This window comes from Amycolatopsis sp. CB00013, assembly GCF_001905755.1.
Lineage (GTDB): Bacteria > Actinomycetota > Actinomycetes > Mycobacteriales > Pseudonocardiaceae > Amycolatopsis > Amycolatopsis japonica.
This window is the reverse complement of the sequence record NZ_LIWC01000007.1, coordinates 90,188-112,799: the sequence shown is the minus strand read 5'-3', so window position 1 is coordinate 112,799 and position 22,612 is coordinate 90,188. Positions and strand designations below refer to the sequence as shown.

Sequence of the window (22,612 nt, the reverse complement as noted above, 5' to 3'; positions counted from 1 at the left end):
CTAAGCGAGGGTGTTCAGCCAGTTGCGCAGCAGGTGCGCACCCGCGTCCCCGGACTTCTCCGGGTGGAACTGGGTGGCCCACAGCGGCCCGTTCTCGACGGCGGCGACGAAGTCCTGACCGTGGTTCGCCCAGGTCACCTTGGGTTGCTGCCCGGCGAGGCCGGAGTCCAGTTCCCAGGTCCGCGCGGCGTAGGAGTGCACGAAATAGAACCGTGTGTCCGCGTCGAGCCCGGCGAACAGCTGCGAATCCTCGGGCGCCCGGACGGTGTTCCACCCCATGTGGGGGAGGACGTCGGCCTCCAGCCGGTCCACCGTGCCCGGCCATTCACCCGCGCCTTCGGCCTCCACGCCGTGCTCGACCCCGCGTTCGAACAGGATCTGCATGCCGACGCAGATGCCCAGCACGGGGCGGCCACCGGCGAGACGTTTGCCGATGATCTTCTCCCCCGACACCGACCGCAGCCCCTCCATACAGGCGGAGAAGGCGCCGACACCGGGAACGACCAGGCCGTCGGCCTCGAGCGCGGCATGCGGGTCGGCGGTGACCTCGACGTCGGCGCCGGCGCGCTCGACGGCGCGTTCGGCGGACCGGAGATTGCCGGACCCGTAGTCCAGGATCACCACGCGAGGAGTAGCCACGCTCTCCAGGCTAGCGGACCGGATTTTCCCCGGATTCCCTGTTTCGACCTTCACTCTTCTGGGTAATAGCGACTCCGAGTGAAAGGCCGGCGCAGGACCGCCCTGCACTTATGGAGGAACGATGCAGGACGCCGACGACCTGACCCGCCTGCTCAGCGCCTGGCGCGAGGACATCGACAGCGTGCCTTTCCCTACCTTCGCGGAGCTGCTGATCCCGGCGCAGAAGCGGCGCTCCGCCCCGGCCCGGACGGCCACGGCATCGGTTCAGGTGACGAAGACCACCGGATGGCGCGATCGCTGACACTCGACTCCGGTCATGTGTGTGGTTTTCTTCATAGGAAGGTGACCCACCGAGCCGACCAGGAGTGACGCATGAGCAGCAGCCCGGATCCGCGCGACTTCCTCGATCTCGACGCCGAGCTCTCCGCCGAGGACCGGGCCATGCGGGACGCCGTGCGTTCCTACGCGCACGACCAGCTCCTGCCGAACGTCGCCGAATGGTACGAAACGGGCGCCCTGCCCGCCGCCGAGCTCGCCAAGGGGTTCGGGCAGCTCGGGCTGCTCGGCATGCATCTGGAGGGCTACGGCTGCGCGGGCACCAGCGCGGTCGCCTACGGCATCGCCTGCCGCGAACTGGAGGCCGTCGACTCCGGACTGCGCAGCTTCGTCTCCGTACAGGGTTCGCTGGCGATGTACGCGATCCACAAATGGGGCACCGAGGAGCACAAGCAGGAGTGGCTGCCGCGGATGGCCGCCGGTGAGGCGCTCGGCTGCTTCGGCCTGACCGAACCGGACGCCGGCAGCGACCCCGGCAGCATGCGGACGCGCGCGGTGCGCGACGGCTCCGACTGGGTGCTGAGCGGCACGAAGATGTGGATCACCAACGGAACCGTGGCCGACGTCGCGGTCGTCTGGGCGCAGACCGACGAAGGCGTGCGCGGCTTCGTCGTCCCCACGAACACGCCGGGCTTCACCGCGAACGAGGTCAAGCACAAGCTGTCGCTGCGGGCCTCGCTGACCGCGGAACTCGTGCTCGACGGCGTCCGCCTGCCGGATTCGGCGGCGTTCCCCGAGGTCAGGGGGCTGCGCGGACCGCTGTCCTGCCTGAACGAGGCGCGCTACGGGATCCTGTTCGGCGTCGTCGGCGCCGCGCGCTCCTGCTACGAGTCGGCGCTGGAGTACACGCTGAGCCGGGAACAGTTCGGCAAACCGCTGGCCGGATTCCAACTCACCCAGCGCAAACTCGCCGACCTCGTCGTCGAGGTCAACCGCGCAGGGCTGGTCGCGCTGCGGATCGGGCGGCTCAAGGACGCCGGGACGCTGCACCACAACCACGTCAGCTTCGGCAAGCTCGCCAACGTCCGCTCCGCGCTGGAGGTCGCCAGGACCGCGCGCGGCATGCTCGGCGCCAACGGGATCTCGCTGGAATACCCGGTGATGCGGCATATGTCGAACCTGGAAACCGTGCTGACCTACGAGGGCACCGAGGAGATGCACGCGCTCTCGCTCGGCCAGTCGGTCACCGGGCTGGCCGCTTTCCGCTGAGCGGCGATCAGTCCCGCGCCGCGAGGAGATCCGCGAGCCCGTCCGGGTAGAGGATCGCCTTGCCGCTCGCCACGTCGGCCATCGGCAGCCAGTGCACGCGGGCGCCGTCGTCGAGGACGACGCCGACCTCGTCGCGCTCGTAGAACGCCTTGTCGATGAGGTCGGCGGTGAACAGGAACACGATCTCGTGTCCCGGCCTGCCTTCGAAGGTGAACACGTTCTCCAGCACGGCGATCTGCTCGACCGAGGTCAGCTCCGCCGCGAGTTCCTCCTGGAATTCGCGGTGCAGCGCCTCGGCGGCGGTCTCACCGAACTCGATCCCGCCGCCGAGCGGACGGTGGTAGGTCTCGCCTTTGGCGTGGTCGCGGCCTTCGAACACGAGAAGGTCTTCGCCGCGGCGGATGACCCCGAGCGCGAGCGGGCGGATCTTCGTCATCCCGGTGACGCTAGCGGAGGAATTCCTTGACGGACAAGGCGATCGAGCCGGCGTCGAGACCGTGCGCGAGGTCGTGATCGGCCATTTCGCCGTAGATCCGGACTTCCGCGTCGCGCCGGACGCCCAGGGACAGCAGCCGGTGCGGCGTTTCGGACAAGGCGTCCGCCACCGCGTGTGCCGAGGTTCCCGCGAGGTAGGGCTCGACCAGTACGACGTCGGTGCTGCCCGCGGCCTCGACGGCCGAACGCAGCCCGGCGGCGTCGAACGGCCGGATCGTCGAGGTGTAGAGCACGGTGACGTCGAGATCGGCTGTCGCTTCGAGCGCCCTGTCGAGCATCGGCCCGACGGCCACCACCACGCCCCGCCCGCCTTCGCGCAGTGTCTGCAGGCCCGCGCCCAGATGCGCTTTCGCGTTCTCCTGCGCGGAAAGCCGGAGATAGACGCGCCCGGTGCCGGGGATGGACTCGAGCAGCAGCCGCCGTGCTTCCTCGGGGTGCCCCGGCACGTGCACGGTCCAGCCCGGCAACGTGTCGATGAGGGCGACGTCGCCGGGCGCCTGATGCGTCCGCCCGGCGGTCGGCATGTCGTAGGACGCGCCCGACGACACCAGCACGGCACCGACGTCCTGATGTCCGAGGTCGAGTTTGACCTGCTCGAAGGCCCGCTCCACGAGGAACGACGAGAAGGTGTGGACGATCGGGCGCATCCCGGCCAGCGCCAGCCCGCCCGCGGTGCTCATCATCAGTTGCTCGCGGATGCCGACGTTGAGCACCCGGTCGGGATGTTTCCGCGCGGCGAAGGCGAGTTGTGCCGCGGAGATGTCGGCGAGCACGACGGCGACGTTCGCGTCGGTGTCGAGCACTTCGGCGGCGGCTTCCAGGAACGTTTCGCGCATGTTCACGGGTTCAGGCCTTTCGCTCGACGGTCGCGACCACGGCGAGCGGCCGGTCCGGATGGGGTGTGGTGAGGGCTTCGTGGAGCGCGTCGTGGTCGCGGCCGTCGACGGTGCGCGTCGTCCAGCCCTCGACCTCGAACCGGCGCGCGATCCCGCCGGGCCAGCCATGCGTCGCCGAAGAGTTGTCGACGACGATGGCGGTCAATTGCGGCATGCCGATGCGGCCGGCGACCGCGATGGCCTCTTGATTGGAGCCCTCGTCGAGTTCCGCGTCGCCGACGAGGGTGACGACCTTGGCATCACGGAATCCCTTGGCGCGCAGGCCGAACACGGTGCCGATGGCCAGCGGGAGCCCGTGCCCGAGCGAGCCGCTGGAGATCTCGGCCACCGGCAGCCTCGCCCGGTCCGGATGGTGGCCGAGGCGGGACTCGGCCGACGTCCAGTCCGCGAGTTCCTCCTCGTGGATGAAGCCCTTCTGCGCGAGCACCGCGTAATAGGCCATCGGGCCGTGGCCCTTCGACAGCAGGAAACGGTCGCGGCCGGGCTCGCGGACGTTCTCCGGGGTGATGTCGAGCACACGGTCGTAGAGCACCCATAAGACGTCCACAGTGGACTCAGCGGCGGCCTGATGCTTCTCGTCCCCGGTCATCAGCGAGATCAGCCGCGGCAGATCCTCGTAGCCGGTCTTGATGTCAGTGGTCATGAACCGAGGTTGCAACCTCGACTTAGGTCGAAGTCAAGGCTAGCCTGGCGACGTGACGAGACTGGCTGAACACCTGAGCATCGGACAGGTCGCCGACCGCAGCGGCGTGCCCCATACGGCTTTGCGTTTCTACGAGGACAAAGGGCTGATCAGCTCCGAGCGCTCGGCGGGCAACCAGCGGCGGTACTCGCGTTCGGTGCTGCGCCGGATCGCCTTCATCCGCGCCGCGCAACGGGTCGGCCTCAGCCTGGACGACATCAGCTCGGCACTGGAGACCCTACCCAAGGACCACGCCCCCACCAAGGCCGACTGGGCCCGCCTTTCGCGGGGCTGGCAGGACGAGCTCGACGCGCGGATCGACGCTTTGCAGCGCCTGCGCGACCGGCTGACCGGCTGCGTCGGCTGCGGCTGCCTTTCCCTGCGCAGCTGCGGGCTCTACAACGCCGACGACCAGATGTCGCGGTTCGGCCCCGGCGCGGGCAAACTGCGCCCGGCTTCCGAGGGCGGCATCTGAATTCCGTTGCGCCGCCGGGGCCGGATATGGGTCACTGTGACTCGAAATGGACAAGAAACACCTCATCCGGGTCTCGAAACGACTCTCCCGGCATCTGCGGCACGCACCCGGCGACATCGGGATCACCCTCACCCCCGACGGCTGGGTCGAAGTCGACACGCTTTTGGCGGCCTTGCGGCGCAACGGCTTGAAGCTCACCCGCGCCGAACTCGACGAAGTCGTCGAGGGCAACGACAAACGGCGCTTCGCCTTCGACGAGGACGGGTTGCGGATCCGCGCCAGCCAGGGCCACAGTGTCGACGTCGACCTCGCGCTGCCGTCGGCGATCCCGCCGGACATGCTCTACCACGGCACGGTTTCCCGGTTCCTCGATGCGATCATGTACGAGGGGCTCCGGCCGATGAACCGGCACGCCGTGCATCTCTCGGCGACCGTGGACACCGCGCGGGCCGTCGGGGCGCGGCGCGGCGTCCCGGTGCTGCTCGCCGTCGACGCACGGGAGATGACCGCCGCCGGGCACGAATTCCAGGTGAGCGCCAACGGTGTCTGGCTCACCGCCGCCGTTCCGCCGGAGTTCCTGCGGCGGCTCCCCCTAGAGCAGGCCGTTGGCCCTCAGTAGCCCCAGTGTGCCCACGGTGAACATGCCGTTCCACTCCAGCGCGGCCGCGGGCGAATAGCTGGTGTAGTCGACCCGCCAGCCCCCGTCTTCGTGCTGTCCGCCCGCCACCCGCCGCAGATCCGCTTCGATGACGTCGGTCCGGAACAGCTTCCGTGCCGGGCCGCCGGGTTCCGGGGCGAAATCGAGCGGGCGCATGGCCTCGCCCTCGATGCCGCCGCCGACGGCGACCACCCCGTCGGCCGGGAGGAACCGGCCGAGCTTCTCGACCAGACGCGTGTCGCCCAGGGCGTCCACCAGCTTCATCGCGAAGGCGAGCACGAGCGCGTGCGGTGCCTCGTCGAGCTTTTCGATCGCGCCGAGGCAGTAGCTCGTCGCCTTCGCCAGCCAGGGATGCGCGGCCACCGCGGGATCGTGCGCCGCGACGCGATGGGCGGTGACCGCGACGATCGCGGTGATCTGCAACGAGGAGACCGACGGATCCGCGTTCGCCCAGAACGGCGCGCTGCCGAACGGATCCGGCATCGGGACCGCGAACGGGATCCCGCCGTCCGGCAGGGAGATCGATTCGAGCCAGTCGCAGAGTTCGGCCGCGCGCGGACTGGTCGCCGGGCCGACGTCGGCGAAGACCTCGAAAGCGTGCAGCGCGCCACCGGGCTGGCTCGTCGCCGAGCGGCAGTCGGGTTCCAGCCCATGGCCGTAACCGCCGTCGGGATTGCGGTACGCCTCCAGCGCGGCGAGCGCCGCCGCCGGGTCACCGTCGCGGAAAAGGACCTCGAAGCGCCGCCTGTCGAGCAGCCGGGCCTGGGTGGCCATGAACGTGGCCGCCGTCGTCAGATCGATGTTCATACCGACAGGGTCGCGTGGATCGCGGCCGCCGTCTTGAACACATCGGTCACGAACGGCGGCGCGGGCGGTTGTAGAGCTTGCGCCCGACGGCCAGGAGCGTTTCGCGCAGCGTTTCGTCATCGAGCGACGCGACCTCGGGCGAGCCGCCGGCGACGGCGATCCCCGCCAGCAGCACCTGCGCGGTCACGATCGCGGTGAGATCCGGATCCGGGCCGACCAGGATCTCCAGCAGCCGGTTCTTGAAACTGTCCGAGCTGTGCACGGACTTCTCGATCGCACGGGCGATGCCGGGGTCGCTGGAGAACAGCGCGACCAGCGAACGGTGCCGCACCACGAGATCGACGAAACCGTCCAGCAGATGGTCGATCTGCGCGCCCCGGGTGCGCTGGGCGCGGGCGTCGTCGACGATTCCCTCCAGCTCGCGCAGCACGGGCTCGGCGACCGACTCGGTGATCTCCGCCTTCGTCTTGAAGTGGTAGTAGACGGCGGCCTTCGTGACGCCGAGGGCGTCCGCGATCATCTGCAGCGAGGTGCCTTCCACGCCGTGTTCGGTGAACAACCGCAACGCCGTGCCCAGTAGTCGCGTGCGGGTGTCCTCCGCGTGGACGACGTCCATGTTCCCTCCTCGTTCAGCCGTCGGAGATTACGTCAAGCGTGCCCGCGCGGCCAAACGAGTACTAGCCGTGCGGCTAGTCACACACTTGCCGATCGGCTTGTAGGCCCCTAGCCGATCGGCTAGCTTGGAATGAACCTGATCGAGTGAACGGGAGACTTTCGTGGCCAGCTTCCTCTACCGCCTGGGCCGGTTCTCGTTCCGGCGCCGGGCACTGGTGACGGCGGTGTGGGCCGCCGTCCTGGTGGCCCTCGGCGCGGGAGCGCTGACCCTGTCCGGCCAGCTTTCGAACTCGGTGACCATCCCCGGCACCGAGTCGCAGAAGGCGATCGACCAGCTCGCCGACCGGTTCCCGGAAGCCGCCGCCGGTGGCGCGACGGGACGCGTCGTCATCTCGACCCCCGGCGACATCACCGACCCCGCCGGACAGGCGGCGATCACGGGTCTCGTCAAGGGACTCGAGAACGCCCCGAAGGTCGCCGGCGTGGTCAACCCGCTGCAGGTGCAGGCGATCTCCCCCGACAAGCACGTGGCGCTGGCTCAGGTCAGCTACCGCGTGCCGGGTTTCGAGCTCACCGACGCCGACCGCGAGGGTTTGATGGCCGCCGCGGACGCCGCCAAGGCGGCCGGGTACACAGTGGACTTCGGCGGTGACGCCGTGCAGGCGATGCCCGCGACCAACGCCACCGAAGGCCTCGGTGTCGCCGTCGCCGCGGTCGTCCTGATCATCACCTTCGGCTCGCTGCTCGCGGCCGGGATCCCGCTGCTGACCGCGCTCATCGGCGTCGGCATCGGCATGGCGGGTATCACCACGGCGTCCGGTTTCCTCGAACTGAACACGAACACGCCGGTGCTCGCGCTGATGATCGGCCTGGCCGTCGGCATCGACTACGCGCTCTTCATCGTCTCCCGGTATCGGCACGAACTCACCATCGGCCGCGATCCGGAGGAGGCCGCCGGACGCGCCACCGGTACCGCGGGCTCCGCCGTGGTGTTCGCCGGGCTGACCGTCATCATCGCGCTGGCGGGCCTCACCGTCGTCGGCATCCCGTTCCTCGGCGAGATGGGGATCGCCGCGGCGATCACCGTCGCGATCGCGGTCGTCATCGCGCTCACCCTGCTTCCCGCCATCCTCGGTTTCGCGGGCGGCAAGCTGGCGGGCGGCAAGATCCGCGTGCGCCGCAAGGAAAGCACGACGACGCACGGCGAGCGCTGGGCGAAGTTCGTCGCCCGCCACCGGATCCCGGTGCTGATCGCCGCGATCGCCGGGCTCGCGATCGTCGCCGTGCCCGCCGCGAGCATGCAGCTCGGCTTGCCGAACGACAGCACCGCAGCGCCGGACACCACCCAGCGCAAGGCCTACGACACCGTCGCCCGCAGCTTCGGCGAAGGCGCCAACGGCCCGCTGGTGATCGTCGTCGACCTGAGCGGCAGCACCGACCGGCAAGCCGCGCTCCAGCAGGCGGCCGCGGGTATCGGCGGCCTCCCCGAACGCCCGATCGTCACGCCGCCCAAGACCAACCGCGCCGGTGACCTGGCGTTGCTGACCGTCATCCCGAAGAGCGGCCCGAGCAGCACCGCGACCGAAGACCTCGTCAGCGACATCCGCGGCCTGAACGCGGGACTGGGTTCGGCCACCGGCGCGTCGCTGGCCGTGACCGGCCAGACCGCGGCCAACATCGACGTCTCGGAGAAACTCGCCGACGCGATGCTGCCGTATCTCGCGCTGATCGTCGGGCTCGCGTTCCTGTTGCTGATGCTGGTGTTCCGCTCGATCGTCGTCCCGCTGAAGGCGACGCTGGGCTTCCTCGGCTCCGTGGTCGCGACGTTCGGTGCCGTGGTGGCCGTGTTCCAGTGGGGCTGGCTCACCGACCTGCTCGGCGTGAAGACGACCGGGCCGATCATGAGCATGCTGCCGATCCTGCTGATCGGCGTGCTGTTCGGGCTCGCGATGGACTACCAGGTGTTCCTGGTGACGCGGATGCGGGAGGAATACGTCCACGGCGCCGACCCGCAGCAGGCGATGGTGACCGGTTTCCGGCACGGCTCGCGCGTCGTGGTCGCCGCCGCGCTGATCATGATCAGCGTGTTCGCCGGCTTCGTGCTCGCGGAGTCCTCGCTGATCCAATCGATCGGGTTCGCGCTGGCCTTCGGGGTGCTGGTGGACGCGTTCGTGATCCGGATGACCATCGTGCCGGCGCTGATGTCGCTGCTCGGCCGCGGTGCGTGGTGGCTGCCGAAGTGGCTGGATCGCGTGCTGCCCGATGTCGACGTCGAAGGCGAGAAGCTCGCGAAGCAGCTTGATGCGCCTGATGAGCGGGAGCTGGTCGACGCCTCGAAGTAGCCGCCGTTGCAGCGCGGCACCCGCATAAGTACGTGAAGGCCCCCTTCACTGCGCTAGACGCAGTGAAGGGGGCCTTCACGTACTCGGGTCAGAGAAGCCGCAGGCGCGCTCAGGCCAGCCAGGCGATCGCGCCGCCGATGGCCAGCAACGCGCCGATCCCGAGCACGACGGCCATGAACTTGACGCTCTTCCAGGTCGCGTAGACGCCGCCGATCAGGAAGCCGCCGAGCGCGAACAGCAGCACAGCGATGGTCGTGTTACTCACGACCGCCACCCTGCCACACGCCCGCGAGCCGGACCGCGCCGGGCTCGCCCCTTGTCACCGGGACCGGACCCGGCTAACGTACAACCACATGGTTGCACTTCGTGAGGAGAGCGAGGAGTCGCTCAACCAGCTCTTCCGTGCCTTGGCCGACGGCACCCGCCGCGACATCCTGGCGCGGGCGATCGCGGAAGCGCCGACGGTGTCCGGGCTCGCCGCGCACTACGAGATGAGCTTCGCCGCCGTGCAGAAACACGTCGCCGTGCTCCAGCGCGCCGGGCTCGTGCGGAAGCGCGCCAACGGCCGTGAGCAGCTGGTCTCGACCGACCGCGAGCGGCTCAAGCGCGCCACCGAGCTTCTCGACTCCTACGAAGTCCTTTGGCGCCAACGGGTGGCGCAGCTCGACGATGTCCTCCGGGAAGGGGAATGACGATGCCGATCACCTCGGTCACCAAAGATCCCGAGAAACTCTCGCTCACCGTCGTGGCGGACTTTCCCGTTTCGCAAGAACGCCTCTGGGCGGCTTGGGAAGATCCAAGACAATTGGAACGCTTCTGGGGGCCGCCGTTCGCGCCCGCCACGTTCACCCATCACGATTTCCGGACGGGCGGCCGCGCCGAATACTTCCTGACCGGCTCCAACGGGGAGAAGTGGCCCAACTCCTGGACGTTCGCCGCGGTGAATCCCATCGACTTCTTCGAGGCGGAGGACGGCGACGACAACGACGAGGACATGCCCACGTCCATGACTTTCACCTTCGAGACGACAGCCACGGGATCCCGGATGATCCATGTGACGCGCTTTTCCAGCGTCGAAGCCATGGAGAAGACGATCCCCGGGATGGAAGAGGGGTTCCGCGCCGCGATGCCCCAGCTCGACGCGCTGCTGGAGGCGTGATGAGGAAGCTCAAGATCATCGAACACATCTCGCTCGACGGCGTGATCCAGCATTCCGAGGACGAGAACGGCTTCCCGTACAGCGGCTGGAACATGCCCTACCGGACTCCCGCCGGCCGGGAAGCCCTCTTGGCCGCGCACACCGAAAGCTTCGACCTGCTGCTCGGCCGCCGCACCTACGACCTCTGGTCGGAATACTGGCCGGACGCGCCGAGCGACCCGTTCGCGGACCGGCTCAAGGCGGCGACGAAGTTCGTCGTCACCCACCGGCCGGAAAGCCTGAACTGGGGCCCGTTCGAGGGGGTCGGCCCGGACGTCGTCGAAGGCGTACGCCGCCTCAAGGCGCAGGACGGCCCGGACCTCATCCTCTCGGGCAGTTCCACGCTGACGTCGACACTGCTCGAAAACGGGCTCGCGGACGAAGTCGTGCTGGCCGTCTATCCGCTTCTTTTGGGCACGGGCAAGCGTTTCTTCGCCGAAGGAACGCCCGCCCAGACCCTGGACTTCGTCGGCTCCACGACGACCCCGTCCGGTGTCCAGCTCACCACCTACCGCCCCACGAAACGCATTTAGTCCTCTAAATGCGGGGTTAGAGGACGCCCTTCGTGGACGGGATGCCGCCCGCCCGCGGGTCCGGCTCGGTCGCGGCACGCAGCGCCCGCGCGACGGCCTTGTACTCGGCCTCCGCGATGTGGTGCGGGTCCCGGCCGTGCAGAACCCGCACGTGCAACGCGATCTGCGCGTGGAACGACAGCGAGTCGAACACGTGCCGCGTCAGCACGAACGGGTAGTTCCCGCCGATGGTGAAGCTGTTGAACTGCTCGGGCTCGCCCAGGTGCACGCAGTACGGCCGCCCGGAGACGTCGATCGCGGCGTGCGCGAGGGTTTCGTCCATCGGGATCCACGCGTCGCCGAACCGCCGGATACCGCTCTTGTCGCCGAGCGCCTGCCGCAGCGCCTGGCCGAGCACGATCGCGGTGTCCTCGACGGTGTGGTGCGCGTCGATGTGCACGTCACCGGTCGCCTGCACCTTGAGGTCGAGCGAGCCGTGCACGCCGAACGCGGTGAGCATGTGGTCGTAGAACGGGACACCGGTGTCGATCTCCACCTGGCCCGTGCCGTCCAGATCGAGCTGGACCGAAATGGACGATTCCTTGGTGGTGCGGTCCACCTTGCCGACGCGACTCATCGCGGCACCTCCTTGCTGGCCTCGAGAAAGGCGTCGTTCTCTTCCGGCGTGCCGATGGTCACCCGCAGGTGCCCGGCGATGCCGACGTCCCTGATCAGCACACCGTTGTCCAAATAGGACTTCCAGGTCGCGGGCGCGTCCGCGAACCGTCCGAAGAGGACGAAGTTCGCGTCGCTCGGGACCGGCGTGAATCCCAAGCCCAGCAACGATTCCACCACGCGGTCGCGTTCGGCCGCGAGTTTGGCGACCGAGGCGAGGGTGGCGTCCGCGTGCCGCAGCGCGGCGCGCGCGGCGGCCTGCGTGAGCTTCGAGAGGTGATACGGCAGACGCACCAGCTGCAGCGCGTCGACGATCGCGGGCGCCGCCGCGAGATAGCCGAGCCGTCCGCCCGCGAAGGCGAACGCCTTGCTCATCGTGCGCGACACGATCAGCTTCGCCGGGTACTCCTCGATCAGCTCGACAGCGCTCGGCTGTGACGAGAACTCCGCGTACGCCTCGTCGACCACCACGATGCCCGGCGCCGCTTCGAGCAGCCCGCGCAACTCTTCGAACGGGATCGACCCGCCGGTCGGGTTGTTCGGACTGGTCACGAACACGATGTCCGGACGACGTTCGCCCACCAGCGCGGCGGCCTTCTCGGTGTCGAGCGTGAAATCGTCGCGGCGCGGCACCGGCAGCCAGTCGGTGCGGGTGCCCGCCGAGATGATCGGGTGCATCGAGTACGACGGCTCGAAGCCCAGCGCCGACCGGCCGGGACCGCCGAAGGCCTGCAGGATCTGCTGCAGGATCTCGTTGGATCCGTTGGCGGCCCACACGTTCGACTCCGACACCAGCACACCGGTGGACACCGCGAGGTAGTCCGCGAGGTCCTGGCGCAGCGCGACGGCGTCGCGATCCGGGTACCGGTGCAGCGAAGCGGCCTCGGCGCGGACGGCCTCGGCGACGTCGGCCACCAGCGCGTCCGGCGGCGGATACGGGTTTTCGTTGGTGTTGAGCCGGATCGGCACGTCGAGCTGCGGTGCGCCGTACGGGGTCTTGCCCCGCAGGTCCTCCCGCAGCGGGAGCGCGTCGAGCGTGATCTCCTCGCCGATGCTCATGACCGCTCCCCCTCGAACCGCGCCGTGATGGCCTCGCCGTGCGCGGGCAGGTCTTCGGCGTTCGCCAGCGCGACGACGCGGCCGGCGATCTCGCGCAACGCGTCCTGGCTGTAGTCGACGACGTGCACGCCCTTGAGGAAGCTCTGCACCGAAAGCCCGGACGAGTGCCGCGCGAACCCGCCGGTGGGCAGCACGTGGTTGGACCCGGCGCAGTAGTCGCCGAGCGAGACCGGCGCGTACGCCCCGACGAAGATCGCGCCGGCGTTGCGCACACGGGCCGCCACCGCACGCGCGTCCGCGGTCTGGATCTCCAGGTGTTCCGCCGCGTACGCGTCCACGACCCGGATCCCGTCGTCCACAGTGGACACGAGGATGATGCCGGACTGCTTGCCGCCCAAGGCCTCCGTCACTCGCTCGGAGTGCTTGGTCGCGGCCACGCGACCGGTGAGCTCCTTGTCGACGGCGTCCGCGAGTTCCTCGGACGTGGTGACGAGCACGCTCGCGGCGAGCGGGTCGTGTTCGGCCTGGCTGATCAGGTCGGCGGCGACGTGCACCGGGTCCGCGGTCTCGTCGGCGAGGATCGCGATCTCGGTCGGGCCCGCCTCGGAGTCGATGCCGATGATGCCGCGCAGCAGCCGTTTGGCCGCGGTGAGGTAGATGTTGCCGGGCCCGGTGACGATGTCGACGGGCTCCAGTGTCGTGCCGTCGGTGTCGGTGCCGCCGTACGCGAGCAGCGCGACGGCCTGCGCGCCGCCGACGGCCCAGACCTCGTCGACGCCGAGCAGTTCGGCGGCGGCCAGGATCGTCGGGTGCGGGAGCCCGCCGAACGCGGCCTGCGGCGGCGAGCACAGCACGAGCGTGCCGACGCCGGCGATCTGCGCCGGGACGACGTTCATCACCACGGTCGAGGGGTACACCGCGAGCCCGCCCGGCGCGTACAGCCCGACGCGCTCGACCGGGATCCAGCGCTCGGTGACGGTGCCGCCGTCGACGACCTCGGTCGTGACGTCCTGACGGCGCTGATCGCCGTGGACCTTGCGGGCGCGGACGATGGACTCCTCCAGCGCCTCGCGGACGGCCGGGTCCAGGTTCGCGAGCGCGCTGGTGAGTTCCGAGGCGGCCACGCGGACACCGGCGGGACGGACCTTGTCGAACTTCTCGGTGTACTCGAGGACCGCGTCGACGCCGCGATCGCGGACCGCCTCGACCACCGGCCGTACGTGATGCAGCGCCGCGTCCACGTCGTACTCGGCACGCGGGAGCGTGCTCCTGAGTTCGGCAACGGACGGGACCTGTCCACGCAGGTCGGTACGGTTCAGCATGGGTCAAGGGTACGAGGTGGCCGGATCGCGCCGAGCAGGCACACTGGGGTGGTGACCAGCGATCCCACGATGAGGGAGGCCTCCGTGCCGCGAATCGGGTTGTGCCAGCTCACGGCGGCCGAGGATCCCGAGACGAACCTGAAGCTGATTCGCGAAGGCGTGACGGCCGCGGCGGCCGAAGGCGCGCGGATCGTGGTGTTCCCCGAGGCGGCGATGGCGCGCTTCGGCATCCCGCTCGCGCCCGTCGCGCAACCCTTGGACGGTCCCTGGGCGTCCACAGTGGCGGCACTCGCCGACGAACACGGCGTCGTGGTCGTCGCGGGCATGTTCACGCCGTCCCCCGACGGACGCGTGAGCAACACGCTGCTCGTCACCGGCGCCGGACATCACTTCGGCTACGACAAGATCCACCTGTACGACGCGTTCGGGTTCGCCGAGTCGGACACGGTCGCCCCGGGTACCGCCCCGGCCACCTTCGAGGTCGACGGCGTGACCTTCGGCGTCGCGACCTGTTACGACATCCGCTTCCCCGAACTGTTCCGGAAGCTGGCCGACGACGGCGCCGACATCGTCCTCGTGCCCACGTCCTGGGGCGCGGGCGAGGGTAAACGCGAGCAGTGGGAGGTGCTGGTGCGCGCCCGCGCGCTCGACTCCGGCTGCTGGGTGCTGGGCTGCGGGCAGGCCGATCCGGCCACGACCTCGACCCCGGTGAACCCCAAGGCGCCGACCGGGATCGGCTACTCCACGGTGTCCGACGGTTTCGGCCGCCTCCACACCCAGCTGGGCGCCGGGCCGGAACTGGTGATCGTCGACATCGACCCCGCGGTCAGCGGGAAGGCCCGGGCGGCGACGGGGGTTCTGGCGAACCGTCGCCTGTAGCGTCCACCGAGCGCTCGAAGAAGGATTCGAGCACCACGATCGTCTGCGTCCCGGTCACGCCCTCGATCGCGTACAGCCTGCGCAAGGACGCCTGCAGCTCTTCGGTGGTCGGCGTGCGCACCTTCACCAGCAGCGAGGCCGGGCCCGCGATGATGTGCGCCTCGACGACCTCCGGCAGCGCTTCCAGCGCCGCCTTGGTCGGCGGATCGCCCATCCACGAGCCCGCCTCGACCAGCACGAACGCCATCACGCCCCGGCCGACGGCCGCCGGGTCGACATCGACGGTCGTGCGCCGGATGACGCCCTGTTCGCGCAGTTTGCGGACCCGCTCGTGCGCGGCGCCCGCGGACAGCCCGACCGCCTTGCCGAGCGCGGCGTACGCCTGAGTCGCGTCCTGCTGCAAGGCGGTGAGCAACATGCGATCCACGTCATCCATGGGTTGACCATATCAAGTTCGGCGGTTCATGATGATCGCAATATCTCATTCAGAACACTGGGGTTCTCATGGACATGGTCAAGGCGCAGTTCGAAATGCTCGACGAGCGGTTCGCCCGCGTCAACGGGGACGAGTGGATGCAGCGGCTGCACACCGGCTGCCGGTGGACCGAGGGGCCCGCCTACTTCCCCGCCGGGCGGTACCTGGTGTTCAGCGACATCCCGAACGACCGGGTCCTGCGCTGGGACGAGACCACGGGCGCGGTCGGGGTGTTCCGCGAGCCCGCCGGATTCCACAACGGGCACACCGTCGACCGGCAGGGCAGGCTCGTCAGCTGCGAACAGGGCAACCGCCGGGTGACGCGCACCGAGCACGACGGCACGACGACCGTCCTCGCGGAGACCTATCAGGGCAAGAGGTTCAACAGCCCCAACGACGTCGTCGAGTCCTCGGACGGCGCGATCTGGTTCACCGACCCGAGTTACGGCATCGACAGCGATTATGAGGGCCATCAAGCCGAGAGCGAGATCGGCGCCTGTCACGTCTATCGCGTCGATCCGGTGGACGGTTCGGTGCGGATCGTCGCGGACGACTTCTCGCGCCCGAACGGGCTGGCGTTCTCGCTCGACGAGTCGCTGCTCTACATCGCGGACACGCGGCAGAATCCCAGCCACATCAGGGTTTTCTCGGTGGACGACGGCCGGCTTTCCGGCGGCGAGGTCTTCGCGACGAGTGACGCCGGCGGTTTCGACGGCGTGCGCCTGGACGCCGCCGGGCGGGTCTGGGCCGCCGCGCACGACGGCCTGCACTGCTTCGCACCCGACGGCACGCGGATCGGGAAGCTGCGGGTGCCGGAGGTCTGTTCGAACCTGACCTTCGGCGGGCCGCGGCGGAACGACCTGTTCATCACCGCGTCCAGTTCGGTGTACACACTGCGGGTGAACTTCTCGGCCCCCGCGTTTAGAGGACGAAACGCGGAGGGGGTCTAGCGCAGCAGGCCTTCCCGGATCGCCACGCGGACGAAGCCGGCGCGCCGCCGCTCGCCGGTCTTGTCCCGGATCCGGTCGAGGTAGGACCGCACGGTCCGCACGCTGATGTTCAGGATCTCCGCCACGTCGACGTCCCGTTCGCCGGCCGCGACGAGGCGCAGGACCTGCTTCTCCCGCTCGGAGAGGACGATCTTGGGCCCGGCGTGGCGGTCTTCGCTGTCCTGGATGATCATCCCGGCCAACGTCGGCGACACGTACGCGTTGTCGTCGGCGATGGTGCGGATGGCGCGCAGAAGTTCGTCGCCGTCGACGTCCTTGGACAGGAAGCCCTTCGCCCCGGCCTGCATGGCGCCCAGGACCTCGGGCTGCTCGGCGTGCGCGGACACCACGAGCACCTTGTGCCCCATCTGGCCCACCTCGAGCACCGCGGCGGCGTCCTGGACACCGCGCAGCTTGAGGTCGAGGACGACCACGCTGCCGGGCGGCTGCTCCTGGACGGCGAACCGCGCGACGGAGTCCGCGACGGCGCCCAACTCGATGTCGGGCGCTTCGGTGAGGACACGCGCGACGGCGTCCCGGTACAGCGGATGATCCTCGATCACCCCGACGTTGATCGTTTTACCGCGTTTCGGCTGCTGCTCGTCTGCGTTCACCGGCGTCCTTCGAATCCGCCCGCGTCGGCGCGGGGCGCGACCGGCCGAGACGGACCGGGCACCTCCGGCGGAGACGCGAGCCCGAGCTGGATGGCCTTGCGGACCAGACCGGCCCGCCTTCTCTCTCCGAGTTTGTCACGGATCCGGTCCAGATAACCGCGGACCGTCCGAACTCCGATGCCCAGGATGCGGGCGATGTCGACGTCGCGTTCGCCCGCCGCGACGAGCCGCAGCACCTGCTTCTCCCGCGCGGAGAGCGCGACGTCCGGAGCCGCCACGGGACGGTCGGCGTTGTCCTTGATGATCATTCCGGCCACCACCGCGGAAACGTAGGCCCGGCCGCGCGCGACCGTCCTGATCGCGGTCAGCAGTTCGTCGACGTCGACGTCCTTGGACAGGAAACCCTTGGCACCGGCCGCGATCGCGCCGAGCACCTGCTCGGGCTCGGCCTGCGCGGACACCACGAGCACGTGATGCCCCAGTTCGCACACCTGGAGCACGGCCGCCGCCCCGGCGATCCCCGGCAGGCCGAGGTCGAGCAGCACCACGCTGCCGGGCGGCTGCGGGTGGACGTGGAACCGGGCGACCGAATCGACCACCGCGCCCAGTTCGATGCCTTCGGCCTCGGTGAGGACCCGGACGACGGCGTGCCGGTACAACGGATGGTCTTCGATCACCGCGACGTCGACCCGGTCGGTCTCCGGCCTGTCTTCGGTCACCTGCACGTTCCCGATCACCCCGTCCCACCCGCCGCGGACACCGCACGACCCGCTTGCGCCGGATCCAGCGCGGGACCGCGCGGAACCAGTGCCAGCAATCCATTCGGAACCGGTTGCCGTTCGGCTTGGCCGTAGCCGAGGGAAGCGAGTGCCTCAGTGCTCGCCACCGGGTACTTCTGGCCCGTGTCGGTGACGACGTAGACCGTGCCGGAACCGGATTCCGCCACCACCGCGCCCCCCGACGGGGGCACGAAGACGGCGTCGGCGACCAACGCGTCCGTCCGCGCCGTCACCGGGATCGCCTTCGCACCTTGCGGCAACGGGACCTGTGCGGAGATAACGATTCGAGAACCCTGTGCGCATAACGTCACGGACTGTCCGGTAACGGGCGCTTTTCGCGGGATCCGGTCGGGATACTCCGCGGGATCGGCCCCGCCCGCCCTCGCCGTGCCGACCTTCGCCACCGCGGCGACGTCGGCCGCGCGCACCGCGACGGGCGCCGGGACGCCGGTGTAGGCGTCGGCGTTCTGCGGGGTGTTGATCAGCAGGCTCGCCTCGGTCTGGCCGATCGGTTCGAGCCCTTCGGCACGGACGAGGTAGTACGACGTCGCGTCGTTGGGCGACGCCATCGCGTCGATGACGCCGAGCACCGAGCCGACCTTCGTCGAGACGCCGCCGACCTTCGGGCCGGGCCGCCCGGCGTCGTCGACCGCGCGGTAGGCCAGATCGCGTCCGGCGGCGACGGTGCCGACCCACCGGGAGGACACCGCGATCGCCGGGTAGGTGTCGAACTGCAACGCCGTGGCGGCTTCGGAAGTGAGCTTGTAGCGGCGCCCGGCCGTCACGAGGTAGCGCTCCCCCTCGGGGACGCGGACCACGACGGCCTGATCCCTCGGCAGGTCGATCCCGGCGGCGGGCGCGCCGAGAAGCACCGTCGTCTCCGGTTCGGCCGACGCGGGCGCGTCCTGGGTCGTGCGCGAGCAGCTCGTCCACGGGGTGTTCACGAGCGCGGCCGCCGCGGGCAGCGAATCGGGGGCGCCGGGGATGCCGATCTGCGAACCCCTCGGCGCCTTCGCGAGCTTGTCCGATGGGACGGTCACAGTGGCCTCGCCGTTGCCGCCCGCCATCAGCCGCGCGGAGGCGTAGTTGAGCACCGGATGCAGAGCGCCGTCCTGGCCGAGGATGTAGCGCGCGCCGGTGCCCTCCTCGACGATCACCTTGCCGCCCGCCAGCCAGTCCTTGCCGCCGGAGGGGTTCAGCAGGCCGATCACGCCGAACACCGCGGTGACCAGCAACGCCACGCCGAGTCCGCACAGGGTGCCGATGACGAGCCTGCGGCTCGGGGCGACCGGATGGTTGGCGTCAGCCGAGACCAGTGCCGAAACCAGTCTCCTGCGGAGGAATTGGTAGGCCTGGATCTGGTCCCGCTGCGTCCACACGCTCCCGTCCCCCGCCGTTCGTGCCCACCCGTTTCGAGGGTGCTCACGTTAGGTCCGGCCCAGGTTCGCGGTGAGGGTATTTTTTACGCCCCTCCCCCGCGCGGGGCGGGGTTACCGTCGGGCGCGTGCACGGAGAAGGGGAAGTCCTTGTCGGTTGATGCCCCGGCCCGCCCGGCCCAGGAACACGCTCCCGCGCGAGGTGTCGCGGGTGCGGCGCCACTGCCTTGGCTACTGCCGGTCCGCCCGCTGCAGGCGGCGCTCTGGGAGATCGCCGGGATCGCGATCCTGCTGGCCTTCACCGTCGACGGGATCCCGCAGGCCGCGCGGATCAGCATCGCCGCCGTCGCCGGCGTCCTCGTGCTGACGACTTCGGTCCGTTTCGCCGGACGCCATGCCGCGGGCTGGCTGCTCACTTGGGCCGGTTACCGGCTGAAGCGCCGGGAAAAGCACGAAGTCCCCGATCCGCTGCACCGGCTCGCCGGACCGGCCCGGGTGCGTCAGCACGTCGACCGCGCGGGCAACCGGTTCGGCGTCGCCGAGGTGAGCGAGGGATGGAGCGCCATCGTCCGGCTCACCCCCGGTGCCGTGGCGCCGACGCCGGACCTGCTCGTCGGCATCCTGCGTGACGCGTACACGAACACCGGAATCCCTTTGTCCAGCGCGCAATTGCTGACCTGGACAGTCCCTAATGGACAGTCGGTGTTGCGCGTCCGCTGGCTCACCGTCCGGTACCGGCCAGAGGACGCGCCGATCGCGGCGCTCGCCAGGGGCGGCGGGGAACTGGGCGCGCTGCGGAGCACCGCCTGCGCGGCGCTGTCCCTCATGGGCGCGCTGGCCGAAGCCGGGTTCGAGAGCACCGTGCTCGAAGCCGGTGAAGTGGCGGAAAACCTGCGCGTCGCGCTCGGCAGCGGCCAGGGCGCGCCGGTCGACGGCTGGCGTTCCTGGGACTGGGGCGGCGCGTCGCAGGTCTGCTACCGGCCGCGGTCCGAGCGGGATCTCGCGCGGACACTGGACCTTCACGTCCCCGGCTCGGCGTTCACCGCGACTTCGTACACGCTGTACCGCTCCCCCGGCGGGCGCGAGAAGTCCGAGGTGACCATCCGGGTCGGCGGGCGACCGGGCGCGGAAACGGTGCGGCCGAACGGGATCGCGGTGACCCCACTGCACGGACGGCACGCGGCTGCGGTCCGGCGGACCCTGCCGCTGGCGCTGGAGAACTGAGGGGACGGTCCGTGGAGGGTTCCTTTCTTCTCTGAGGGTAGGGAAGGAATCCTCCACGGACGTGACGCATTTCGTCCTCTGAATGCGGTCGTTGCGTCGCGCAACGACCGCATTCAGAGGACGAAATGCGGGAAGAGGGATCAGCCTCGCACGGCCTCGTAGACGCCCGCGATCATGCCGACGAACGGGATCAGCGAGAGCAGCACCAGGAACTCGACGATATCGAGAGTCCTTGCCCAGTAAGGGGAACGCCGTCCCTTCGCGACACGCGTCGCGTAGGTGAGACAGACGCCCGCCGCGACGACGACGGCACAGCCGGCGGCGAAGACGAACGAGCGCGGACCACCCGCGGCGAGCCAGAAACCGGCCGCTGCCAAGGCCGCCGCGCCGAAACCGACGAGCACGAGCCGCTGCGAACGGCCGGCGAACGCGCGCGAGCGCAGCATCAGCGCCAGGCCCAGCAGCGCGCACAGCCCCGCTTCCCAGGCCCCGCCGGACGACGACAGGACCACCGACGCCGAGACCACGACGAGCCCGAGCGCGACGAGCAGCCCGGTCAGCAACGCCTGCGCGTACGTCGTCCCGCCGACCATGTCCTCGCCGAGCGAAGGGTTCTCGTCGGCGCGGAACGAGTCCATGTCGTCCGGCACCCGCGGCAGCGGCAGCCTGCCGAGCCGCAGCGCCATCATCGGCGCCACCGCGGCCAGTGCCGTCGCCACGACGGCGACCACGGCGGCCGCCGAAACCGGGCGGACGTCGGCCAGCAGGACGACGGCGGTGGTGATCGCGCCGAGTCCGGCCGCGACGGTCACCGCGACGAACCACGGCAACCGATCCGCCACCGAAACGGCCGCGATCACGCCGTACACGGTCACCACCGCGAGCCCGGCGGCCAGCGGTCCCGCCGACAGGGAGAACAGCGGATGCGGCGACAGGATCGACATCCCGGCCAGCAGGGCCGCGCCGACCCCGGCGAGGGCACCGGCGGCACCGGCCTCCGCGTCGCCGTACGCGCGGCTCAGCGCGCCGCCGCCCAGCACCAGGACCAGCGCGAGCAGCCCGGTCCCGATCGGCGCGAGCACACTCCCGGACGCCGCCGCCTGCACCAGCAGCCCACCGGCGAGCAGCAGCACCACGGACGCGACGATGCCCGCCTTGCGCGCCACCGACGGTCCCCAGCGGCCGGTGCCCGCCTCGGCGACGCTGGCGATCGAGTCGACGACGTCGTCGAACAGCAGCGGACCCCGCGGGCGTTCCCGCGGGGTCAGATGGAGTACTTCGCCGTCGCGCACCTGTGCGGCGGCCACGGTGAGCCCGAGCGCGAGCGGCGCGCCGCCGAGGCGGGACAGCACCCAGCCGGGATGTTCGGCCGACGCCTGCCCCGAGGCACCCGCGAGCCGCACGAGTTGCGGGACGAGTTCGGCGAACGTGCTCTGTTGCGGCAGCGCCACATCGACGCGCGCCCGCGGTGTCACCACCGTGACGCGCCGGGTGGAGCCCGCGATCGCGGCCGTCATGCTTCGATCGACTTGGCGGACTCGATGACCGGGGCGAACTTCGCGCTGCTGGCCTCGGCCAGCTTCTGCAGCCCGTTGTTGACCGCCTCCAGCACGATCTCCGAGAGGTTGCGCGCGTCGTACTGACGCACCGCGCGCGGGTCGATGTCGATCGAGGTGAACCGGCCGTCCCCGCGCAGCACGACGGTGACCTCGTTCTGCCGGGAGTGCGCCTTGACCTCCATCGCCTCGACCGAACGCTGGATGCGCTGCACCTCTTCGGTCTGCTTGCGGACCTGGTCCAGCAACTCGTCCATGTCCGGCATGGCGTAGGGGTCGGTGGTCACGAGTCTTCTCCTTCATCTGCGGTGGTATCCCGCCGGACGTGGACACTGCCCACGAACCGCCGGAAGTCGTCGCCGAGGCCGCGGGCCGCCTCGGGGGTCGCGGTGCAGGCGATCTCGAGGATCAGCCGCTCGGCCGGGCTCGCCCCCGGCACGGTCAGCTGCACCTGCGTCTGGACGAGGTCCTGTCCTTCGCCGGTGCGGATACGCAGCACCTGCGTCACACCCGGCGCGATGCCGGTGCCGATCACCTTGCGCCGCACCACTTCGAGCGCGGCCATGGACCGGCCGAGGCGTTCGACGGCCTCGTCGGCGATGTCGGTGATCTGCGCCTGGTCCGGGCGTTGCCCGACGCTCAGGGTGATGTTCGGGGTGAACTCCGACGCGGTCCCGCGATGCACCGCCACGAAGACGGCGCCCTCGGCACCCACGGACGACGGCTCGACCGGCACCCAGCCGTCGGGGATGTCGAAGCCGAGCGGAAGGGAGACCCGGTCCTGTGTCGCCATGTCGTTC

The 22,612-nt window shown here is 70.0% G+C and carries 28 protein-coding genes; 11 read left to right on the top strand and 17 right to left on the bottom strand.

The features are described from left to right. Positions 1 to 624, bottom strand: coding sequence for an imidazole glycerol phosphate synthase subunit HisH (gene hisH / locus AMK34_RS37385; RefSeq protein ID WP_073848490.1), 624 nt, complete (start codon positions 622 to 624; stop codon positions 1 to 3). A gap of 136 nt (positions 625 to 760) precedes the next feature. Here hisH and AMK34_RS37380 point away from each other — a divergent pair, with 136 nt between their 5' ends. Beyond that, positions 761 to 940, top strand: a complete 180-nt coding sequence (locus tag AMK34_RS37380) for a hypothetical protein (protein WP_038510342.1) — start codon at positions 761 to 763, stop codon at positions 938 to 940. A gap of 71 nt (positions 941 to 1,011) precedes the next feature. Beyond that, complete coding sequence (locus AMK34_RS37375) at positions 1,012 to 2,184, top strand: acyl-CoA dehydrogenase family protein (RefSeq protein ID WP_073848489.1); 1,173 nt, start codon at positions 1,012 to 1,014, stop codon at positions 2,182 to 2,184. 7 nt (positions 2,185 to 2,191) lie between these two features. Here the strand turns inward: AMK34_RS37375 and AMK34_RS37370 are convergent, their stop codons facing one another. The 3 genes from AMK34_RS37370 to AMK34_RS37360 are packed head-to-tail and all read right to left on the bottom strand — an operon-like array spanning position 2,192 to position 4,218. After that, positions 2,192 to 2,620: an NUDIX hydrolase gene (locus AMK34_RS37370; protein ID WP_073848488.1), complete on the bottom strand. Its 429-nt coding sequence runs from the start codon at positions 2,618 to 2,620 to the stop codon at positions 2,192 to 2,194. A gap of 10 nt (positions 2,621 to 2,630) precedes the next feature. Beyond that, on the bottom strand, positions 2,631 to 3,521 hold the full coding sequence (locus AMK34_RS37365; RefSeq protein ID WP_073848487.1) for a transketolase family protein: 891 nt from the start codon (positions 3,519 to 3,521) through the stop codon (positions 2,631 to 2,633). Between the two features lie 4 nt (positions 3,522 to 3,525). Then, positions 3,526 to 4,218 carry a transketolase gene (locus AMK34_RS37360; RefSeq protein WP_073848486.1) on the bottom strand — a complete coding sequence of 231 codons (693 nt, stop codon included), beginning with the start codon at positions 4,216 to 4,218 and terminating at the stop codon, positions 3,526 to 3,528. Between the two features lie 52 nt (positions 4,219 to 4,270). Between AMK34_RS37360 and soxR the strand changes: the two genes are divergently transcribed. Together soxR and AMK34_RS37350 are read left to right on the top strand one after the other, a co-directional pair. Continuing rightward, positions 4,271 to 4,732 carry a redox-sensitive transcriptional activator SoxR gene (soxR, locus tag AMK34_RS37355; RefSeq protein ID WP_016335982.1) on the top strand — a complete coding sequence of 154 codons (462 nt, stop codon included), beginning with the start codon at positions 4,271 to 4,273 and terminating at the stop codon, positions 4,730 to 4,732. Positions 4,733 to 4,778: 46 nt separating this feature from the next. Beyond that, on the top strand, positions 4,779 to 5,351 hold the full coding sequence (locus AMK34_RS37350) for an RNA 2'-phosphotransferase (RefSeq protein ID WP_073848485.1): 573 nt from the start codon (positions 4,779 to 4,781) through the stop codon (positions 5,349 to 5,351). Here AMK34_RS37350 and AMK34_RS37345 read toward each other — a convergent pair. Next, positions 5,325 to 6,197, bottom strand: coding sequence for a hypothetical protein (locus AMK34_RS37345; protein ID WP_073848484.1), 873 nt, complete (start codon positions 6,195 to 6,197; stop codon positions 5,325 to 5,327). The two genes, AMK34_RS37350 and AMK34_RS37345, sit on opposite strands and share 27 nt — an antisense overlap. A gap of 46 nt (positions 6,198 to 6,243) precedes the next feature. Then, a complete protein-coding gene (locus AMK34_RS37340; protein ID WP_016335985.1) occupies positions 6,244 to 6,813 on the bottom strand; it encodes a TetR/AcrR family transcriptional regulator in 570 nt (189 codons plus the stop codon). A 160-nt stretch (positions 6,814 to 6,973) separates the two neighbouring features. Here AMK34_RS37340 and AMK34_RS37335 point away from each other — a divergent pair, with 160 nt between their 5' ends. Beyond that, positions 6,974 to 9,154, top strand: coding sequence for an MMPL family transporter (locus AMK34_RS37335; protein ID WP_073848483.1), 2,181 nt, complete (start codon positions 6,974 to 6,976; stop codon positions 9,152 to 9,154). A gap of 109 nt (positions 9,155 to 9,263) precedes the next feature. Here AMK34_RS37335 and AMK34_RS43315 read toward each other — a convergent pair whose 3' ends face one another. Continuing rightward, positions 9,264 to 9,419 (bottom strand): hypothetical protein, encoded by a 156-nt coding sequence (locus AMK34_RS43315; protein WP_016335988.1) that lies wholly within the window; start codon positions 9,417 to 9,419, stop codon positions 9,264 to 9,266. 88 nt (positions 9,420 to 9,507) lie between these two features. Between AMK34_RS43315 and AMK34_RS37330 the strand changes: the two genes are divergently transcribed. The 3 genes from AMK34_RS37330 to AMK34_RS37320 are packed head-to-tail and all read left to right on the top strand — an operon-like array spanning position 9,508 to position 10,885. Then, positions 9,508 to 9,846, top strand: a complete 339-nt coding sequence (locus AMK34_RS37330) for an ArsR/SmtB family transcription factor (RefSeq protein ID WP_073848482.1) — start codon at positions 9,508 to 9,510, stop codon at positions 9,844 to 9,846. A gap of 2 nt (positions 9,847 to 9,848) precedes the next feature. Further along, complete coding sequence (locus AMK34_RS37325; protein WP_241832947.1) at positions 9,849 to 10,313, top strand: SRPBCC family protein; 465 nt, start codon at positions 9,849 to 9,851, stop codon at positions 10,311 to 10,313. Next, entirely contained in the window at positions 10,313 to 10,885 is a 573-nt protein-coding gene (locus AMK34_RS37320) for a dihydrofolate reductase family protein (protein WP_073848480.1), read from the top strand. The genes AMK34_RS37325 and AMK34_RS37320 overlap by 1 nt, the downstream gene beginning before the upstream one ends. Before the next feature lie 16 nt (positions 10,886 to 10,901). Here the strand turns inward: AMK34_RS37320 and hisB are convergent, their stop codons facing one another. The 3 genes from hisB to hisD are packed head-to-tail and all read right to left on the bottom strand — an operon-like array spanning position 10,902 to position 13,920. Then, positions 10,902 to 11,501 carry an imidazoleglycerol-phosphate dehydratase HisB gene (gene hisB / locus AMK34_RS37315; protein WP_007029930.1) on the bottom strand — a complete coding sequence of 200 codons (600 nt, stop codon included), beginning with the start codon at positions 11,499 to 11,501 and terminating at the stop codon, positions 10,902 to 10,904. After that, positions 11,498 to 12,598, bottom strand: coding sequence for a histidinol-phosphate transaminase (locus AMK34_RS37310; protein WP_073848479.1), 1,101 nt, complete (start codon positions 12,596 to 12,598; stop codon positions 11,498 to 11,500). Before AMK34_RS37310 ends, hisB begins: the two co-directional genes overlap by 4 nt. Next, entirely contained in the window at positions 12,595 to 13,920 is a 1,326-nt protein-coding gene (gene hisD / locus AMK34_RS37305) for a histidinol dehydrogenase (protein WP_073848478.1), read from the bottom strand. Before hisD ends, AMK34_RS37310 begins: the two co-directional genes overlap by 4 nt. An 84-nt stretch (positions 13,921 to 14,004) precedes the next feature. Here hisD and AMK34_RS37300 point away from each other — a divergent pair, with 84 nt between their 5' ends. Further along, positions 14,005 to 14,799: a carbon-nitrogen hydrolase family protein gene (locus AMK34_RS37300; protein WP_073848963.1), complete on the top strand. Its 795-nt coding sequence runs from the start codon at positions 14,005 to 14,007 to the stop codon at positions 14,797 to 14,799. Here AMK34_RS37300 and AMK34_RS37295 read toward each other — a convergent pair. Continuing rightward, the gene (locus AMK34_RS37295; RefSeq protein ID WP_073848477.1) at positions 14,747 to 15,235 is read right to left on the bottom strand and encodes an Lrp/AsnC family transcriptional regulator; all 489 of its coding nucleotides are present in this window, start codon (positions 15,233 to 15,235) and stop codon (positions 14,747 to 14,749) included. The genes AMK34_RS37300 and AMK34_RS37295 overlap by 53 nt on opposite strands. Before the next feature lie 68 nt (positions 15,236 to 15,303). Here AMK34_RS37295 and AMK34_RS37290 point away from each other — a divergent pair, with 68 nt between their 5' ends. Continuing rightward, positions 15,304 to 16,224 carry an SMP-30/gluconolactonase/LRE family protein gene (locus AMK34_RS37290; RefSeq protein ID WP_073848476.1) on the top strand — a complete coding sequence of 307 codons (921 nt, stop codon included), beginning with the start codon at positions 15,304 to 15,306 and terminating at the stop codon, positions 16,222 to 16,224. Here AMK34_RS37290 and AMK34_RS37285 read toward each other — a convergent pair. Genes AMK34_RS37285 through eccB form a run of 3 tightly spaced genes read right to left on the bottom strand, consistent with a single transcriptional unit; the run spans position 16,221 to position 19,035 of the window. Further along, entirely contained in the window at positions 16,221 to 16,877 is a 657-nt protein-coding gene (locus AMK34_RS37285) for a response regulator (protein ID WP_038510296.1), read from the bottom strand. The genes AMK34_RS37290 and AMK34_RS37285 overlap by 4 nt on opposite strands. Beyond that, complete coding sequence (locus AMK34_RS37280; RefSeq protein WP_038510294.1) at positions 16,874 to 17,614, bottom strand: response regulator transcription factor; 741 nt, start codon at positions 17,612 to 17,614, stop codon at positions 16,874 to 16,876. Before AMK34_RS37280 ends, AMK34_RS37285 begins: the two co-directional genes overlap by 4 nt. After that, a complete protein-coding gene (eccB, locus tag AMK34_RS37275) occupies positions 17,611 to 19,035 on the bottom strand; it encodes a type VII secretion protein EccB (RefSeq protein WP_073848475.1) in 1,425 nt (474 codons plus the stop codon). Before eccB ends, AMK34_RS37280 begins: the two co-directional genes overlap by 4 nt. Positions 19,036 to 19,182: 147 nt before the next feature. On the opposite strand from eccB, the gene AMK34_RS37270 reads away from it, so the two are divergent. Then, positions 19,183 to 20,256 (top strand): type VII secretion protein EccE, encoded by a 1,074-nt coding sequence (locus AMK34_RS37270; RefSeq protein WP_073848474.1) that lies wholly within the window; start codon positions 19,183 to 19,185, stop codon positions 20,254 to 20,256. Positions 20,257 to 20,396: 140 nt separating this feature from the next. Here AMK34_RS37270 and eccD read toward each other — a convergent pair whose 3' ends face one another. From eccD to AMK34_RS37255, 3 genes are read right to left on the bottom strand one after another with little or no spacing between them, the layout of a single operon-like run. Then, positions 20,397 to 21,773, bottom strand: a complete 1,377-nt coding sequence (eccD, locus tag AMK34_RS37265) for a type VII secretion integral membrane protein EccD (protein WP_073848473.1) — start codon at positions 21,771 to 21,773, stop codon at positions 20,397 to 20,399. After that, complete coding sequence (locus AMK34_RS37260) at positions 21,770 to 22,099, bottom strand: YbaB/EbfC family nucleoid-associated protein (RefSeq protein ID WP_016336001.1); 330 nt, start codon at positions 22,097 to 22,099, stop codon at positions 21,770 to 21,772. The genes eccD and AMK34_RS37260 overlap by 4 nt, the downstream gene beginning before the upstream one ends. Further along, entirely contained in the window at positions 22,096 to 22,605 is a 510-nt protein-coding gene (locus AMK34_RS37255; RefSeq protein ID WP_038522815.1) for a hypothetical protein, read from the bottom strand. Before AMK34_RS37255 ends, AMK34_RS37260 begins: the two co-directional genes overlap by 4 nt. Between the last annotated feature and the right edge of the window lie 7 nt (positions 22,606 to 22,612).

Bases quoted from the DNA above. Each gene is read 5' to 3' on its own strand.
- AMK34_RS37340 (WP_016335985.1), bottom strand. From the start codon at position 6,813: ATGGACGTCGTCCACGCGGAGGACACCCGCACGCGACTACTGGGCACG.
- AMK34_RS37330 (WP_073848482.1), top strand. From the start codon at position 9,508: ATGGTTGCACTTCGTGAGGAGAGCGAGGAGTCGCTCAACCAGCTCTTC.
- eccD (WP_073848473.1), bottom strand. From the start codon at position 21,773: ATGACGGCCGCGATCGCGGGCTCCACCCGGCGCGTCACGGTGGTGACA.
- AMK34_RS37380 (WP_038510342.1), top strand. From the start codon at position 761: ATGCAGGACGCCGACGACCTGACCCGCCTGCTCAGCGCCTGGCGCGAG.
- AMK34_RS37325 (WP_241832947.1), top strand. From the start codon at position 9,849: ATGCCGATCACCTCGGTCACCAAAGATCCCGAGAAACTCTCGCTCACC.
- AMK34_RS37375 (WP_073848489.1), top strand. From the start codon at position 1,012: ATGAGCAGCAGCCCGGATCCGCGCGACTTCCTCGATCTCGACGCCGAG.
- hisD (WP_073848478.1), bottom strand. From the start codon at position 13,920: ATGCTGAACCGTACCGACCTGCGTGGACAGGTCCCGTCCGTTGCCGAA.
- AMK34_RS37295 (WP_073848477.1), bottom strand. From the start codon at position 15,235: ATGGATGACGTGGATCGCATGTTGCTCACCGCCTTGCAGCAGGACGCG.
- AMK34_RS37360 (WP_073848486.1), bottom strand. From the start codon at position 4,218: ATGACCACTGACATCAAGACCGGCTACGAGGATCTGCCGCGGCTGATC.
- AMK34_RS37370 (WP_073848488.1), bottom strand. From the start codon at position 2,620: ATGACGAAGATCCGCCCGCTCGCGCTCGGGGTCATCCGCCGCGGCGAA.
- AMK34_RS37290 (WP_073848476.1), top strand. From the start codon at position 15,304: ATGGACATGGTCAAGGCGCAGTTCGAAATGCTCGACGAGCGGTTCGCC.
- AMK34_RS37310 (WP_073848479.1), bottom strand. From the start codon at position 12,598: ATGAGCATCGGCGAGGAGATCACGCTCGACGCGCTCCCGCTGCGGGAG.
- AMK34_RS37320 (WP_073848480.1), top strand. From the start codon at position 10,313: ATGAGGAAGCTCAAGATCATCGAACACATCTCGCTCGACGGCGTGATC.
- AMK34_RS37350 (WP_073848485.1), top strand. From the start codon at position 4,779: ATGGACAAGAAACACCTCATCCGGGTCTCGAAACGACTCTCCCGGCAT.
- AMK34_RS37255 (WP_038522815.1), bottom strand. From the start codon at position 22,605: ATGGCGACACAGGACCGGGTCTCCCTTCCGCTCGGCTTCGACATCCCC.
- AMK34_RS37345 (WP_073848484.1), bottom strand. From the start codon at position 6,197: ATGAACATCGATCTGACGACGGCGGCCACGTTCATGGCCACCCAGGCC.
- hisB (WP_007029930.1), bottom strand. From the start codon at position 11,501: ATGAGTCGCGTCGGCAAGGTGGACCGCACCACCAAGGAATCGTCCATT.